Below are 16,618 nucleotides of genomic sequence, written 5' to 3'. Positions count from 1 at the left end.
AAAATGGGGTGAGAAAAATGTATAAAAAAACAACCTTATTAGGAAAAACCTATCAATTCTATAGTTTAAAAGAAATCATGGCCAAGGCGAATGAAGAACGTTCCGGTGATCAGCTCGCAGGCATTGGTGCCGAAAACATGAAAGAGCGCATGGCGGCAAAGGTGGTGTTAGCTGATTTGACTTTGGCTGACATTCGAAACTATCCCTTGTTATCACCGGAAGAAGATGAAGTTTCAAAAGTGATTGAAGAAGGCGTGAATGAAAGCATTTATGATGTCATTAAAAATTGGACCCTTGCCGATTTGCGCGAGTATATCCTTGATGATCGCCATTTAGGCAGTGAATTATTGAGAATCAGCAAGGGGCTGACAAGTGAAATGATTGCAGCCGCAGCGAAAATTATGTCCAATCTTGATCTCATTCAAGCGGCATCTAAAATAAAAATTATTACGTATTGTCAAACAAAAGTGGGACAAACAGGAGTGTTAGCGGCGAGAGCGCAACCCAATCATCCTTCAGACAACCTGCAGGGAATGAGGGCCTCTTTATATGAAGCTTTGAGTTATGGAGTAGGCGACGCCATGATCGGGATTAATCCAGTTATTGATACAACGGATAATATTTATGGAATGCTGTGTGAAACAAAAGAGATTATGGAGCAGTTTTCGATTCCAACGCAAAACTGTGTGCTATCACATGTGACAAGCCAAATGCGAGCAATCGAAAAGGGAGCGCCTGCCGACTTGATTTTTCAAAGTTTGGCCGGTACACAAGCCGGGATCGAGTCTTTTGGCATTTCGGTTTCAATGCTTGATGAAGCAACAGCTCTTATTCACGAGAAGGGCACAGCTGTCGGTCCAAACAGGTGGTACCTCGAAACAGGACAGGGGTCAGAGTTATCAGCCGAAGCTCATTTTGATATCGACCAGGTGACGTTAGAAGCCAGATGCTACGGACTGGCCAAAAGATACAAGCCTTTCTTAGTGAACACAGTTGTCGGATTTATTGGACCAGAGTACTTATATGACAGCAAACAAGTGATACGAGCCGGGTTAGAAGATCATTTTATGGGGAAAATGCACGGTCTGCCAATGGGCGTTGATGTTTGCTACACGAATCATATGAAAGCTGATCAAAATGATATGGACACTCTCAGTACGTTGTTAGCCGCGGCTGGTGTGAATTTCGTGATTGGTGTTCCGATGGCAGATGATTGCATGCTGAATTATCAATCGTTGAGTTATCACGATATTGCCACATTGCGCAGTGTGCTGCGTTTAAGCCCCGCTCCACCGTTCGAACAATGGCTGGAAAAGCAAGGAATCATGGAAAATGGTAAATTAACGAGATTAGCAGGTGACCCAACTTTGTTTATGAGTAAAGCATAATACTGGGAGGTGTGTAACATGAATAAAACAGATGTGATGGATCCACTGGACATTTTAAAACAATATACGCCGGCACGAATTGGAGTCGGCCGTACGGGCACAAGGCCATTAACGAAAGATTTCTTATCATTTCGGATTGATCACGCTGCTGCGGTTGATACCGTATACGGGGAAGTATCAAAAGACTTATTGAAGCGATTGAATTTATTTTCAATTGACACATGTTTTGAAACGAAAGAACGGTACTTAACCCGGCCTGATCAAGGAAGGATTTTATCAGATGAAGGAAAAGCAATAATCATGGAACGCTGTATTCAACGTCCTCAAGTACAAATTGTTGTATCGGATGGATTGAGCGCGAACGCCATTGAAGAAAACATGATGGATGTATACCCTGCTTTGCTTGATTCCATGTCTGCTTATGGCTTAAAGGTCGGGACGCCATTCTTTGTAAGGGGCGGACGGGTTGGATGTATGGATGCAATAGGAGAAGTGTTGAAACCAGAAGCATTTGTGCTGCTAATTGGGGAACGTCCGGGACTTGTTTGTGCGCACTCCCTTAGTGCCTATATGTGTTACAAGCCCCGTAAAGGAACAAAAGAATCGAATCGCATGGTCATATCCAATATTCATCGAAGAGGTACACCGCCCATCGAGGCAGCTGCCCATATCGGGACAGTCATTAGTCAGATGCTCAAACAAAAAACAAGCGGCGTCAATCTTGTACTTTAAAGGAGGAAGCATGTATGAGCCAGACACATGAATTGAAGAAACATTTAAAACCGATCCATTTATGGGCGATTTCTGTCGGGATGGTCATTTCGGGCCAATATTTCGGCTGGAACTACGGATTTGAACAGGGCGGAATTATCGGCCTTGCGATTGCCGCTGTCATTGTGACCATTTTCTATACCACCTTTATTTTTAGCTACTCAGAGTTATCGACCTCTATTCCCCACGCCGGCGGACCCTCGGCCTACGCGAAACGGGCATTGGGGCCTTTCGGCGGGTTTATGGCAGGAGTTGCGTGTTTATTGGAATTTGTATTTGCCCCTCCGGCCATCGCAGTTTCTACAGGGGCGTACCTTCACTTTTTAATACCGGCTATTCACCCTGTCTATGCAACGGTTGGTGTGTTTATCTTTTTCATTCTCATTAACTTAATTGGAGTAAAAGAAGCGGCAATGATTGAATTGGTGGCAACGATTGTGGCCTTAATTGGTTTAGCCATTTATTATGCGGCAGGGTTACCGCACATTAAGATGGACAATATTTTAAATGAGTACTCATTCGTAAACGGCTGGACAGGCGTATTAGCTGCGATTCCATTTGGAGTTTGGTTTTATTTAGCTATTGAAGGCGGGGCCATGGCGGCAGAAGAAGTGGAAAATCCGCGCAAAGATATTCCTAAAGGGTTCATAGGCGGAATCTTAACGCTGGCAACGGCAACATTATTCACGTTACTTGTCACAGCAGGGCTTGGCGGCGGAAAAGGAGAATTAGCGGATTATCCGTTGCCGCAAGCATTAGCCTCAATCTATGGGGAAGGAAGTGCGATTCCGACCACTGTCGCTATTATTGGATTATTTGGATTAATTGCAAGCCTGCATGGCATTATTATGGGGTATTCACGTCAAACATACGCATTGGCACGGGAAGGGTATTTGCCTCGCGTACTAGCAAAAGTAAATAAAAAAGGCGCACCTGTTTGGGGTCTGTTAGTGCCGGGAGCGATTGCGGTTATTTGTGCAGGTTCTGCTACTTTTGCGAATGCGTTGATTATTTTATCAGTCTTTGGTGCCGTGACCATGTATTGCATCAGTATGGTTTCGCTCTTCATTTTGCGTAAAAAGGAGCCTAACCTTGAGCGGCCATTTAAAGTCGCGTATCCAATTGTTCCGGGCATTGCACTTACCCTTGGGTTATTATGTCTCTACAGCATCGTACGGTACAGCGTTTTAACGACGTCGCTTTCTGTTTTCGGAATGACCGTACCGCTCACATATGTGATTGGTTTCATTTTTATCAGCGCCATTTTGTATTATGTTTTATATGGAGCGAAACAAGTAAAGTCTGTTTCGCAAGAATCTAATCCTCCCATTGAGCTGTTAGCGGCAAGCGGTGATTCTCCAAAAAGAGAAACGACACCCATGTAGTACACCAGAATGGTATGAATGAAGCATTCCTTCTATTTCAATACGAACAGCTATGATTTCCGAGTCTATGTCATATGGCAAATGATCCAATATAATCGACATTCTACGCTAATATCCGCATATAAGAATAAGATGTATATACTTTAAATTAACTTCTTATTAGATCAATAAATTTCGAGAAAAGGTGGTTACGCGGAAACGTTTCTTATTGTACTTAAACTAACAGAGGCTTGAGTTTAATAAGAGGTCACCTAATTTATCGTCTTTACTAATAGAAAGTTATACTGCTTTCCATGTCATTAATTGGAGTAAAGGTTAAAATGCATAAGAGGAACGTGGATAAAGCATAAGTTACGGACCAATGTTTCAGGTTAATTAAATAACAGCTCCCCTTTTATTTCAAACCAAATATTCTCCAGTAACCCTATAAATAAAATTGCTAAAATGACAGCGGGTATAGAAAGTAAAATCTTATTGCGTAATCGAATAGATTTGAAAGGTTTATACAGCTTATTACTCAGAATAACAAGTAGTGTAACGATAAGGATATTTATGCATGTTGCTATTAAATCAACACGAGTAAATGGTTTGCTAATGTACTTATCTAAATAAAAATTGATAATAAAAAACGTGTTACAAAATATAAATTGATAAATTAAAAATCTAACGTGGCTCATAAATGATAGTCTCCGTTCTATGTGGTGCTATGTAAAGTATACATCCTTAGAGTAAAAATGAGTATATTTTTAAGCAGTGTAGTTCATTTTCCCAAAAACCCTTATATAAACCAGAATTATATGTGTAAATTTCAGTAATTTACTTCCTTAAATAAAAGTTGGATAATAATGTTAGAAAATTCAAATTAATTATAAGGGGAGAGAAGAATATGTCCTGTGCTGATTTTGACGATATTAAAACAATTTGTATAGAATCTTGTGAAGAAACAGAAGAACGTGATGTCGATACACTTTCTGATGAATTGCTGATTTTGCTCTACGATATTGCTTAAATAGCAAACTTGGATCTGTATCTAACACACACCGGAGTGAATACCGGTGTGTGTTTGTTATTGATGAACTGGAGGATTACTACGGTCCTGGAAAAGACAATATGTACAATAGAGTTCGAGAAAAAGTGATGACCTATGCTTTATTACGGACACTCCAATACCCGATGTGATTCATCACTTAAATGCTAGCGGGGTCAAAATTGACGAAGGGCCTATTGGGCGAACAGGGGCATTAGGACCGATAACTTCCGTTTATATTAGAGACCCTGACAGGAACCTAATCGAAATCTCTACCTACGACAAGTAAATCAACATAATCATACTTCATAAGGTGTCTTGTCCCATTTGAGGGATGAGACACCTTTTTGTTTATTAAGGAAACGAAGGGCCTTTGTTTTTTATTTATCAGGTAGAGCTTAGTAATTATTTTTATTTCTCTTCTTTACTTGTGTTGAAATAATTTAAAATAAAAATCAAAATAATTAACATTTAGTTTTTAATAATTAAAAATAATTAATTTCTATATTGATTTTATTAACACACAACCATATAATGTAACTAAATAAAAGAAAGGATTTTTCTATGAAATATTCTGTTCTGACTAGCTGTCCGGTTTGCAGCAATGCGCTAAATGTGACGAAATTACATTGCTCGCATTGCCACACCACAATTGAAAATGAATTTAAGTTATCGAAAATTGCCTCTTTATCTTCAGAGCAACTTCAGTTTGTCGAAACATTTCTGATTTGCAGAGGAAACATAAAAGAAGTGGAAAAAGAACTCGGTATTTCTTATCCGACTGTGCGTGGAAAGTTAAATGACATTGTTGCTGCACTCGGATACGATACGGAAACACCGAAAAAAAATGAACGAAATGAGAAGAAAATTGTCTCCATGTTGGAAAACGGCGAAATAACGCCTGAAGAAGCCATTAAGTTATTAAAAAATGAATAGGGGGATTTCAAATGAAAGAGGAAATTTCAAAAGTATTAACGATGGTACAAGATGGAAAAATAGATTCTGAAAAAGCGGCTGAGCTTATCCATGTGCTAAAAGAAAAAGAATCTTCGAAGGCATCACCTGGTGCTTACTTAGACAAAACATTAAAGATACGTGTCGTTTCTAAAGAACATGATAATGTGAATGTTAATTTACCCATTAAACTTGTGAAAGCGGTGTTAAAAGCAGGTCATGGTATCGCATCAAACGTACCTCAAGCAGAAAAGTACGTAAAAGATTTGGATATTGATTTGCTGATTGACGCGATCGAAAATGAATTAGACGGACAAATCGTTGATATCCAATCCGCTAATGGTGATACTGTATCTGTTATTATCGAATAGCGTTTATGATTAAAATTAACATTCAAACAGACAATAAACGAAAATTTACAATTCCTGTTCCGTACAGCTTTCTGCGCGTCTTCATTTCCTTGCTCTCTTCTAAATTTCTTTGGAGGCAGGCAAATAAATGGCTGAATCGTCAATCAGAAAAAACGGCTGCCTGGCCTGTGTCTTTAGATCCGAGTATGATAAAACACTATCTAAATCCCATCATCAAAGAGTTGCAGCATCAAAAAGGCCTTGTACTTGTAGATGTAAAATTACAAGATGGTACAAAAGTCACGATAAAATTATAGGATGAACGGCTGCCAAAACAAACTAAACGTAAAAAATCGGTTTCTATGAAGACCGATTTTTTTATGTTTAGCCCATTAAGTGAATAGATTATCCTTATTTTCCTCCTGGTCATGGATATCCAAATAATCGGAAGGTATGTCATCCCGAGATGGATTCTCTCCCATAATGTACTGGTGAATGGCATCAGGGACTTCAGACAGGGAGTTCAACGTAAGAAAAGCCCCTTTCGGCTCCACGTTCACTTCTACCACATTATATTTCCACTCTGTTTCAGCCGGAATGTAGATGGCGTGGATATTCATCTCCAGCGCGGGTACGATATCCGTTCTTAATGAATTTCCAATCATCCACGTGATGTTCGGATCGGCATCGATGGTTTTTAATATATCCGATAAGGCAGTCGTATCTTTATGTTCTGAAATGAAGATACGGTGTTCAAAATATGTAGCGAGTTCTAACTGAGCGATTTTTCTGCGTTGATTAGGCTCATCCCCGCCTGTATGCAAATACAACTCGTGTCCCGCGTCTTTTAAACGTTGCAGTGTTTCATTCATATAGGGGAGCGGCTCTACAGGAATTTGAAACACCTTAAAGCCCAGTTCCCTTAAAAACTCAATATCAGCATTGTTCTTCTTTTTTTCCATTAAGTCACAATAGTGTTCATAAGTATGAACAAAGGACTCAGGAAAACGTTGTGACGTTAAGCCGTGTTGATCCACGGACTTTAAATCAATTTCAAGTTGTTTTTGCTTGATTTCTTCTTTTGTCAACGAGTCAAACCATTTAGTCATGTGGTCGGCAAACTCTTCAATCACTTGGCTAAAATATTTATTGCAATAGGCGAGTGTATCGTCAAGGTTAAATAAAATGTTTTGTTTTCGCATCCCTTACTCCCTTTCCAGATGATTGACAAGCATTATTATTCTTCCACGGACTTTCATCAATATTACCCTTTTTCTGCACTATTCGTTATTTTTATACATAATGCCGCTCTTATTTCATAAAAGGATTTGAAAATGGAATGCTAAGAATACTTATTGAAAATGGGAGGGTATAAATTTGACCATACAAGAGAATACATTGTCCATTTTCGCTTTAGGCGGCGTGAATGAAGTCGGTAAAAATATGTATGCAATCCAATATTCAAACGATATTGTAATTATCGACTGTGGTGCTAAGTTTCCAGATGAAAGTTTATTGGGAATCGATTTGATTATCCCTGATATTACTTATTTATTAGAAAATAAAGATAAAATTCGGGCTTTAATCGTGACACATGGGCACGAAGACCATATTGGAGGCATTCCCTACTTCTTAAAGAAATTAAATGTTCCCATTTATGCCACACGCTTCACACTGGGTTTAATCGAATTGAAGTTACAAGAGCATAAGCTCCTCGCAGATACCGAACTGGTTCTTATAGACTCCGATTCAAATCTTAAATTTGAAGAAATAAGCGTATCCTTTTTCAAAACGAATCATAGCATTCCGGATTGTCTTGGCATTGTCTTTCATACACCAGAAGGAAATGTTGTGCATACGGGGGATTTCAAGTTTGATTTAACGCCTGCGAACAATGAACATTCAGATATTCATAAAATGGCTAAAATCGGAAGCAAGGGGGTCTTGCTCCTGTTGTCTGAAAGTACGAACGCAGAACGAGCGGGCTTTAGCCCATCAGAGCGAATGGTAGGTGACCATATCGAAGAGGCGTTTTTAAAAGCGAAACGGAAAGTGATTATTTCTACCTTCGCTTCCAATATCAATCGCGTTCAGCAAGTAGTGGATGCTGCACAAAAAACAAATCGAAAACTTGCCTTGCTTGGCCGCAGCATGGTTAATGTTGTCGAAGTTGCCATGGAACGCGGTTATTTAAGGGTTCCTGACGGGATGTTGATTGAGGCACATGAAATACATAAATTGGATCCTGAGAACGTGGCCATTCTATGTACGGGAAGTCAAGGGGAGCCTCTAGCCGCACTTGCCCGCTTAGCAAGTTCGAACTATCGGGATGCCGAGATTCTGCCTGAAGATACAGTCATTTTAGCGGCATCTCCGATCCCTGGGAATGAGCGAAACGTCTCGCGCATCATTGATAACTTATATACGCTTGGGGCCAAAGTGATTTATGGGTCAGGAAGTTCAACCAAAATGCATGTTTCCGGGCATGGTTATCAAGAAGATCTAAAACTTATGCTTACATTAATGAAACCGACCTATTTTATTCCGATTCACGGCGAATATAGAATGCTGCATCACCACCGTTTGTTAGCCGAATCCGTTGGTGTAGCAACAGAAAATACTTTTATCGTTCGTAATGGAGATGTCGTTGATATAGAGAACGCGGTTGCCCGTCAGACTCGAAAGATAACTGCAGGGGATGTTTATGTAGACGGAGTGGGAATCGGTGATGTTGGAGAGATTATTTTACGAGACCGTAAACAGCTGTCTGAAGATGGAATGTTAGTGATTGTCATCACCATCAGTAAAACGGAAAGACAGATGATCTCGGGACCCGATACCATTTCCCGCGGTTTCGTCTATGCCCGAGAATCCGAAGACCTCTTAAAATCAATAAACCGACTTGTAAAAACGACCGTACATGATTTACAGGAAGCAAATGTACACCAATGGAATGTGATGAAACAACATGTAAAAAAAACGGTAGGGCAATACGTATTTGCTCAAACGAGAAGAAAACCAATGATTCTTCCCATTATTATTGAAATTTAACAGCAAATTGGAGGGCTGATATGGGAAAAGCGGCTGTATTTTTGGACCGAGACGGCGTTATTAACGAAGTGCTTACCGAAAGGGTAAAATTCGTCAATAAGCCTCATCAACTCTATTTTTTACCTGGTGTACCGGAGGCGATCAAAAAATTGAATACCCAATTCGATTATGTATTCGTCGTGACCAATCAAGGCGGCGTTGGGCTGGGGTTTATGAGAGAAGAACAACTTAACAAAGTTCATGATCATATGATTGCGGAGTTAAAGAAAGAGGGAGCCGTTATTCACGATGTAGCTTATTGTCCTCACAAACCGAAAGCGGGCTGCGCTTGCCGCAAACCGGGAAGCAAAATGATTGAAGACCTTGCCGAGAAGTACGAGATTGATTTATCCAAATCTTATATGGTTGGAGATACGGATACCGACATACAAGCAGGGAAAAAAGCGGGGACGAAGGGCGTTTTCTTAGGTGAAAGCGACCCGCTTGCTGATGCGGTATTCCCTAATTTAAAGACGGCTGCCGATTGGATTCTTGAGGATGCAAAGGCAGCGCACTGAGCTCTTATAGGGCTCTTTTTTATTTTTAATTGGAAAAGAAATGGTAACACACAGCGTGTTGCAAGTGTTAAACATGCTCAAAAATCATAAGTTAGCTAAAGTCATTAGTGAAGTGAGTTGGTCACAATTCAGAACGATGCTGGAGTACAAAGCGAAATGGTATGGAGGCTGTACCCAAAACATTCGCAGGTTCTCAACTGTTATAAATCGAATACTCAAACATAAGTATATATACTATGACACGGGAGAGTCTTTATCGAATCAGGAGGGATTCCATGTTTACTATTCTGCGGCTTGAAGGACATCTTGTGTGGAATACTCCATTGTTGGCGGTCATTTTATGTACAGCCGCTTTATATGCATGGACAGTTAAATACTTTACAAATAAAAAAATTTTAGGTAAACAACCTCTTTTCTTTTTCCTCGGCTTAGGGATATTATACATAACCATAGGCAGCCCTTTATCTGCTATCAGTCATCTATCATTCAGTTTACATATGATTCAAATGAGTATTCTATTTTTTATTATCCCGCCAATTTTATTACTGGGAATTCCAGCGCTTTTGATTCAACAAATACGGGAAATTCCAGTGATGAAAGGAATAAGCAAACTCTTCTTTCCTCCTATGATGACTCTCATTGTTTTTGCGATACTGTTTTTTGTGTATCATTTGCCGATAGTCTTAAAAGTCTTATCTCAAAATCCCTTTATTCATCATGGATATATCATTTTGCTGTTTATATTGTCTTATCGTATGTGGTGGCCCATTGCGGCACTCGACCCGAAACGGCAGCTTTTGAAGGGGCAGAAAAAACGATATGCGTTTCTTAGCGGGATTATCTTAATGCCTGCATGTTTTCTATTCATTTTAAATGCTTTGACTGGCGGAATGAATAATCCTTTTCTTACCGAAATTTCCGCTAATCTTTGTATGCCCTCTCAATCTAGTCTTTTTGCTTTTCTTCCCTCCCCATTCAATACCAGGTTTGATCAATTAATGGCAGGAATCCTAATGGTCGGAATTCATAAATTAGGATTAATCCTCACATCTCGTCTTGGAAACAAAATGAAAGAAGGAGGCTGAAAAAATGGGGAGGGGAGTATTGTCCAGCTAATCCACAAGGTTGGACACTTCCATTGCAGTTGATAGGAATCCATTTATCACTCTTACAAATTTGTTATATATGAAGCTTGTCATTAATAGAATAAATCATAACAAATAAAGTGGTGAGATGAGGTCATGGTAGAGACGAACTATTTAGAGATAAAGGGAATGCATTGTGTCGCTTGTGCGGTGAGAATAGAGAAGGCAGTTTCGAAAATAGAAGGTGTGACTGACATCAATATAAGTCTAGCAACCGAAAAAGGGCGAGTTACCTTTCATAAAGACCGAACCGAACTAGCTGCAATCATAAATAAAATTAACAAAATCGGTTTTGAGGCAAATGAAATTCGCTCAAATAGCGACGGTTCAGAAAATGTTAAGCGCAAAGAAATAAGAGCTCTTCAATGGGAGCTTTTCATTTCGGCATTTCTTACGTTTCCATTGGCATGGGCGATGTTTGCTCATTTCAAGTGGGCTTCTTTTATTAAAGTACCAGAGCTGTTTATCAATCCCTGGTTCCAATTAGTCGTCACACTCCCGATTCAATTTGTCATTGGATTGCAATTTTATGAAAGAGCTTGGAAAGCAGTAAAGAATAAAAGTGCAAACATGGATGTGTTAGTCGTGTTAAGTACATCTGCAGCCTTTTTTTACAGTCATTATCTTACAGTTAACTCTCTAAACGCTCCAAATCGTACCCATTCAATTGCGTTGTTCTATGAAACTAGTGCGTTTATTATTACCTTTATTTTGTTGGGAAAGCTGCTCGAAGCAAAAACAAAGTTGAAAACGACAGATGCCATTAAGAAGTTGTACCAATTGCAAACAAAAACAGCGACCTTGTATAGGAACGGTAAAGAATTGACATCTCCGGTTGATAAAATTTCACCGGGAGATGTGATTATCCTCAAACCGGGTGAAAAGGTTCCAATTGATGGACAAGTTATCAATGGGTACTCCATGATTGATGAATCATTGTTAACGGGTGAAAGTATACCAGTTGAAAAAAGTACGGGGACTTTTGTATATGCAGGAACAATCAATTACAATGGCATATTAAAAATCAAAGTAACAAAAAGAGACTCAGAAACTACTTTGTCACAAATTATTCGTATTGTGGAGGAAGCACAAGCATCTAAGGCACCCATCCAACACCTGGCGGATAAAGTAACTGAAGTTTTTGTTCCCATTGTGATTGTCATTGCTTTCGTTACATTTTCAGCTTGGTATTTCTTGTTTCAGCCTGGTGATTTTTACGAAGCTTTGGAAAAACTTATTACGGTTTTGATTATCGCCTGTCCCTGCGCCCTCGGATTGGCGACCCCTACTTCTGTTATGGTAGGAAGCGGACGAGCTGCACAATTAGGAATCCTTTTTAAAGAAGGAAAGTTTCTTGAATTGCTTGCTAAAAATAAGATTGTCGTTTTTGATAAAACGGGAACCATTACGAAAGGAGAACCTAAAGTAACCAACATTTACGTTGAGAATTTTAGTGAAAATGCATTTTTAGAACTGATTGGCTCAGTTGAAAGCGCATCGGAGCATCCTGTAGGTAAAGCAATCGTAAAAATGGTAAAAAACAAAATAAGAAGCCTTCCTAATGTAACTGAAGTACTTGCTATGCCAGGGTACGGTGTCAAAGGATCTGTCAATGGAAAAAAAGTTGTGGTTGCCAATCCGAGTTACTACAGAAAAAACAATATACCCCTTCCCCTTAAAGCAACGAGAATGGTCACAGAGCTTGAAAAAGAAGGTAAAACCGTCATGGCAGCATTTATAGATTCACGTTTTTCGGGGATTATCGCAGTTGCTGATGAACTAAAACCTTCTTCCCAAACGGCGGTTTCCCGGTTAAAACAGATGGGAATTGAAGTGATGATGCTGACAGGGGATAATAGAAATATTGCCATGTCTGTAGCGGGAAAAATGGGCATCAAAAAATATCATGCCGAAGTTACGCCGAAAGATAAAGCAGAGATCATCCAACAATTACAGGAAGAAGGCAATAAAGTGATAATGGTTGGCGATGGGATTAATGATGCACCCGCATTAACAGTAGCTGATATCGGAATAGCCATCGGAACCGGTTCGGACGTTGCCATTGATTCAGGAGATGTGACGGTTATAACAGGTGATTTAAATCAGGTTGTTGATGCCATGATCATTAGTAAAAAAACGATGATAAATATAAAGCAAAATTTTCTTTGGGCATTTTTATACAATATTATTATGATTCCAGTAGCAATGCTGGGTTTTTTGGCCCCATGGCTCGCCGGGGCAGCAATGGCGTTCAGCTCAGTGTCCGTTGTGTTAAATGCACTTAGATTAAAACGGATGAATATTTATTAAGATTATTTAAAGGTGGAAGACTTACTTTGTTTTCCTGCAAAGTGTGTCTTTCTTTGCCTACTCTCCAGAGGATAAGAAAAAAGAAAGTAACTGCTCTGAACCGTTTTTTTTAGGGAGAAAAGGGGGTTCTTAGGTGAAAGCAACCCGCTCGTTGACGCGGTATTCCCTGATTTAAAGACGGCTGCCGATTGGATTCTTGAGGATGCAAAGGCAGCGTATTGAGCTCTAAAGGGGCTCTTTTTTTATTGGATGAATAACAAAGATGAGCGAGAGGTTGTCATTTCATGTCAATCGTTTACAATAATGATAGAGGTGAAATGAATGAATAAAAACGTTTCCTGCACAAAATGGTTTGGGCTTTCTGTCCAATGTTTATTGGTGTTGGCCGAATATGACGGGATATGTCCAAGTACCGTGCTCGCTGAAAGACTCCATACAAAATCTTCTTTTTTAAGAAAGATACTAACTCACTTAGTGAAAGCGGAACTCGTTGCAGCCAAGGAAGGTCGTAACGGGGGATACTCGCTTGGAAAGAGACCTGAGGATATTACACTTTCACATGTGTATGAATCCATAAAAGCAGATCCTTACGCAAAGGGTTTTCTTGATGTCGAAGGGACAGAATGCTTTGACTCCTTGACACATCGCGCATTATTGAATTTAAGGGATGAGATGGAACAATGGCTGTTGAATGGCCTTTCCAAAAAGACGCTGGCTGATTTACTCGCTGCCGAGTCATTGGAAGAAAACAATCGAATCTGAGTGAGTAAGTTGGATTTCCTGCAATAAACTGTTCTTGACGAAAGATCAGTTTATGTTCTATACTGTTCTTGTAATAAGTACAGTTAAAAGGAGAATGAAGACATGTCCTTAAAATCATCTGCAAAAGAAGAATATTTAAATAAAATCAATGAGATCAAGCTAAGCCAGAAAAAGCCGAAAGAACTTGAGAATACGGATTTCTTTACTGTAGCTGAAGAGCGCCGTTCTGTACGCCATTATGATCCGGAGTTCAAAATGAGCAAAGAAGAGATCGAAGAGCTTCTGAACATTGCCGTTCAAGCTCCATCTTCCTCTAACTTACAGCCTTGGAGATTTCTTGTGATTCAAGATCAAGAGCTGAAAGAGAAATTATTGCCGATTGCCAACAATCAAAAACAAATTGTAGACGCTTCAGCGGTCATCGCCGTTTTAGGGGATATTAACGCGTATCAGAATGCTGAAAAAATTTATGGGGCAGTCGTTGAAAAAGGAAGAATGACGGAAGAGACAAAAAATTTCTATATTCAATCCATCAACCAGCATTACGGAAATTTACCGGTTGATCAGGCGACAAATGTTGTGATGATTGACGGCGGCTTAGTCTCCATGCAGCTCATGTTAGCGGCGAAAGCAAAAGGCTATGATACCGTTCCGATGGGCGGGTTCGATCACAATAAGTTCATTGAGGCTTTCCAAGTGCCGGAAAATTTCAAGCCGGTCATGTTAATTTCTGTCGGAAAAGGAATTCAGGAAGGGTTTGATAAAGTCCGCCTGCCATTGCAAGATGTTTTAACATGGAATTCATTTTAAGTAAAACCTCAAAGAACTTCGTTTAGAATATCGCACCTTGGAAACAACGTTAATCGACCAAATGGCCCAACTGAAAAGAGATGTAATGGTTAAAAAGTAAAAATGCCTTGTCCTCATTGAGGGATAAGGCATTTTTACTTTTAATAATTACATTAGATTATAGGTTATTTCCTTACCTCGTAAATCGTATGCAGCAATTGAAATCCTCTATTATTTTCAAATAAAATTATTTTTTACTAGGAATGCAAACTTTTTTATCATCCTTTTTCGTCTATACTACGTAACCGTTGTTGAAATGCATTTCGTATAAAGGAGCTCTTTGAAGTAATGAACAAAAAAGATGTCGAAAAAAACGTACGTATATTTGGCCTGTCAGCGGGGCCGCGGCGGCTTTATTATTCACTGCAACAGTCAACTTCAGCCCCGATGCAGCACATGCTATGTCAAAGATTCCTGTGGTTAAGGAGATCACATTCAATGAGTTTAAAGAAGAAAGGAATCATTCTAGTATTCATGTTAAAACTCCGGCCATTGCAGGTCTTGATAATAAAACGCTTGAAGAAAACCTAAACAAACAGTATGTGGAAGAAAGCAAGAAATTATATGAAGCATTTACAAGTTTTTAGGTATAAAGGGATTTACCTAACTTTTAAGCGTACAAAAATGTAGATGGTCCATAAATTTTTTTGCTTTTTTTCATAGTATAAAATAACTTCTCTAAAAGGTGTGAGAAAGGGGTTATATTATGACAAAAGCGAAGCTTACCGGAAGAATCGTTACACCTGAAGATCCTGACTATGAGCAGGCGAGAATAAATAATAATTTAAGTGTACCCAAATTTCCAAAAATCATTGTATTTTGTCAGGATATTAACGATGTGACAAATGCATTGAGATGGGTGAGGGAACACCATATGCCATTTCGAGTGAGGAGCGGGCGGCATAGCTATGAGAACTTTTCATTAGTAAATGGCGGGCTGATCATTGATGTCAGCGAAATGAATAAAATTACGGTTAACCGTCAAGACATGACAGCGAAAATAGAAGCCGGCGCTAATCTAGGGAAAGTATATCATGAATTATGGAAATACGGCATGACGATTCCAGCCGGAACCGAAAGCAGTGTAGGTGTTGTCGGCCTTACGCTCGGCGGGGGAATTGGTATGTTATCACGTTGGTTTGGACTTACCTGTGATAATCTGTTGGAAATCGAAATGGTAAAAGCAAGCGGGCATATGGATGCTGAACTGATTAAAGCAAATAAAAATCACAATAGTGATCTATTTTGGGCTTGTTGCGGAGGCGGGGGCGGAAATTTTGGTGTTGTTACTTCCCTTACATTTAAGCTGCGCCCCATTTCAAAGGTGTCAGTATTCGCCATCACATGGGGATGGGAAGATTTCGAAGCAGCCTTTAATGCATGGCAAAAATGGGCCCCGAATACAGATGAACGCCTCACTTCAGAAATTGAATTAAAATCAAAGGAAGCTAACCAAATTATCGCGCAAGGTGAATTTGTCGGATCGGCACCTAAGTTAAAGGAACTTCTCCAGCCTTTAATCAATACCGGTTCACCAACGAAAATATGGGTAAAGGAAGTTCCCTATATTGAAGCCGTTCGATTCTTTGACGAGCCGAGTGGAAACCAGCCAGCCCTCCGAAAGAGATCAGGATCGTTTCTTTATAAACCTTTTCCAGAGAAAGCGATCAGGACGATGAAACATTTTTTAGCAAATGCCCCCAATGAAAATGCCGGCATTTGGCATCAATCCCTTGGAGGAGCGGTAAGCCGGATTTCTCCAAATGAAACGGCATTCTTTTACCGGGACGCCATGATCGCGCAGGAGTATCTTGCTGTTTGGAATGATCCTGCAGAAGAAAGGCTAAATATTCGCTGGATTGAAGAATTAAGGAGAGCCCTATCGCCATATACAACTGGTGACTATGTGAATTGGCCGGATCGCCTCATTAAAGATTGGCCAACAGCGTACTATGGAGAAAATTTTCAGCGACTTCGAGCAGTGAAAACTGCCTATGATCCTTTCAATCTATTTAAATTCCCTCAAAGTATTCCCCCTTTTATTCGGTGGTTTTAGAAAACTCCCATAC

The 16,618-nt window shown here is 39.7% G+C and carries 15 protein-coding genes and 2 pseudogenes; 16 read left to right on the top strand and 1 reads right to left on the bottom strand.

Going from position 1 to position 16,618, the window contains the following annotated elements:
* Positions 1 to 17: 17 nt before the first annotated feature.
* The 8 genes and pseudogenes from BK575_RS12200 to BK575_RS12165 all read left to right on the top strand — a co-directional run bounded on the left by BK575_RS12200 (position 18) and on the right by BK575_RS12165 (position 6,192).
* On the top strand, positions 18 to 1,388 hold the full coding sequence (locus tag BK575_RS12200; protein ID WP_078410619.1) for an ethanolamine ammonia-lyase subunit EutB: 1,371 nt from the start codon (positions 18 to 20) through the stop codon (positions 1,386 to 1,388).
* Positions 1,389 to 1,406: 18 nt separating this feature from the next.
* On the top strand, positions 1,407 to 2,120 hold the full coding sequence (eutC, locus tag BK575_RS12195) for an ethanolamine ammonia-lyase subunit EutC (protein WP_078410618.1): 714 nt from the start codon (positions 1,407 to 1,409) through the stop codon (positions 2,118 to 2,120).
* 14 nt (positions 2,121 to 2,134) lie between these two features.
* Positions 2,135 to 3,544, top strand: coding sequence for an ethanolamine permease (gene eat, locus BK575_RS12190; RefSeq protein WP_078410617.1), 1,410 nt, complete (start codon positions 2,135 to 2,137; stop codon positions 3,542 to 3,544).
* 886 nt (positions 3,545 to 4,430) lie between these two features.
* Positions 4,431 to 4,553: a hypothetical protein gene (locus BK575_RS29355; RefSeq protein ID WP_268877722.1), complete on the top strand. Its 123-nt coding sequence runs from the start codon at positions 4,431 to 4,433 to the stop codon at positions 4,551 to 4,553.
* 124 nt (positions 4,554 to 4,677) lie between these two features.
* Positions 4,678 to 4,860: pseudogene (locus BK575_RS29045) on the top strand (VOC family protein); the annotation flags it as partial.
* Positions 4,861 to 5,135: 275 nt separating this feature from the next.
* Positions 5,136 to 5,507, top strand: coding sequence for a DUF2089 domain-containing protein (locus BK575_RS12175; RefSeq protein WP_078410614.1), 372 nt, complete (start codon positions 5,136 to 5,138; stop codon positions 5,505 to 5,507).
* An 11-nt stretch (positions 5,508 to 5,518) separates the two neighbouring features.
* Positions 5,519 to 5,896 carry an SHOCT-like domain-containing protein gene (locus BK575_RS12170; protein WP_078410613.1) on the top strand — a complete coding sequence of 126 codons (378 nt, stop codon included), beginning with the start codon at positions 5,519 to 5,521 and terminating at the stop codon, positions 5,894 to 5,896.
* 5 nt (positions 5,897 to 5,901) lie between these two features.
* Positions 5,902 to 6,192 carry a hypothetical protein gene (locus BK575_RS12165; RefSeq protein WP_078410612.1) on the top strand — a complete coding sequence of 97 codons (291 nt, stop codon included), beginning with the start codon at positions 5,902 to 5,904 and terminating at the stop codon, positions 6,190 to 6,192.
* A 75-nt stretch (positions 6,193 to 6,267) separates the two neighbouring features.
* Here BK575_RS12165 and BK575_RS12160 read toward each other — a convergent pair whose 3' ends face one another.
* The gene (locus BK575_RS12160) at positions 6,268 to 7,077 is read right to left on the bottom strand and encodes an HAD family hydrolase (RefSeq protein ID WP_078410611.1); all 810 of its coding nucleotides are present in this window, start codon (positions 7,075 to 7,077) and stop codon (positions 6,268 to 6,270) included.
* Between the two features lie 175 nt (positions 7,078 to 7,252).
* On the opposite strand from BK575_RS12160, the gene BK575_RS12155 reads away from it, so the two are divergent.
* The 8 genes and pseudogenes from BK575_RS12155 to BK575_RS12115 all read left to right on the top strand — a co-directional run bounded on the left by BK575_RS12155 (position 7,253) and on the right by BK575_RS12115 (position 16,605).
* Positions 7,253 to 8,926 carry a ribonuclease J gene (locus BK575_RS12155; RefSeq protein ID WP_078410610.1) on the top strand — a complete coding sequence of 558 codons (1,674 nt, stop codon included), beginning with the start codon at positions 7,253 to 7,255 and terminating at the stop codon, positions 8,924 to 8,926.
* Between the two features lie 20 nt (positions 8,927 to 8,946).
* The gene (locus tag BK575_RS12150) at positions 8,947 to 9,483 is read left to right on the top strand and encodes a D-glycero-alpha-D-manno-heptose-1,7-bisphosphate 7-phosphatase (RefSeq protein WP_078410609.1); all 537 of its coding nucleotides are present in this window, start codon (positions 8,947 to 8,949) and stop codon (positions 9,481 to 9,483) included.
* Positions 9,484 to 9,758: 275 nt separating this feature from the next.
* The gene (locus BK575_RS12140) at positions 9,759 to 10,568 is read left to right on the top strand and encodes a cytochrome c oxidase assembly protein (RefSeq protein ID WP_139368021.1); all 810 of its coding nucleotides are present in this window, start codon (positions 9,759 to 9,761) and stop codon (positions 10,566 to 10,568) included.
* Between the two features lie 156 nt (positions 10,569 to 10,724).
* Positions 10,725 to 12,938, top strand: a complete 2,214-nt coding sequence (locus BK575_RS12135) for a heavy metal translocating P-type ATPase (protein WP_078410607.1) — start codon at positions 10,725 to 10,727, stop codon at positions 12,936 to 12,938.
* Positions 12,939 to 13,259: 321 nt separating this feature from the next.
* Positions 13,260 to 13,700 (top strand): RrF2 family transcriptional regulator, encoded by a 441-nt coding sequence (locus BK575_RS12130; protein WP_078410606.1) that lies wholly within the window; start codon positions 13,260 to 13,262, stop codon positions 13,698 to 13,700.
* Between the two features lie 102 nt (positions 13,701 to 13,802).
* Positions 13,803 to 14,510: a nitroreductase family protein gene (locus BK575_RS12125; RefSeq protein WP_078410605.1), complete on the top strand. Its 708-nt coding sequence runs from the start codon at positions 13,803 to 13,805 to the stop codon at positions 14,508 to 14,510.
* A gap of 332 nt (positions 14,511 to 14,842) precedes the next feature.
* Positions 14,843 to 15,124 (top strand): annotated as a pseudogene (locus BK575_RS29040) (anti-sigma factor); the annotation flags it as partial.
* Positions 15,125 to 15,255: 131 nt separating this feature from the next.
* The gene (locus tag BK575_RS12115) at positions 15,256 to 16,605 is read left to right on the top strand and encodes an FAD-binding oxidoreductase (RefSeq protein WP_078410603.1); all 1,350 of its coding nucleotides are present in this window, start codon (positions 15,256 to 15,258) and stop codon (positions 16,603 to 16,605) included.
* Positions 16,606 to 16,618: the final 13 nt, after the last annotated feature.

Origin of the sequence: Priestia abyssalis (genome assembly GCF_002019595.1) — a bacterium.
Taxonomy (GTDB): Bacteria; Bacillota; Bacilli; order Bacillales; family Bacillaceae_H; genus Bacillus_BA; species Bacillus_BA abyssalis.
Note: the sequence above shows the minus strand (reverse complement) of the source record. Positions and strands in the feature narration are given on the sequence as shown.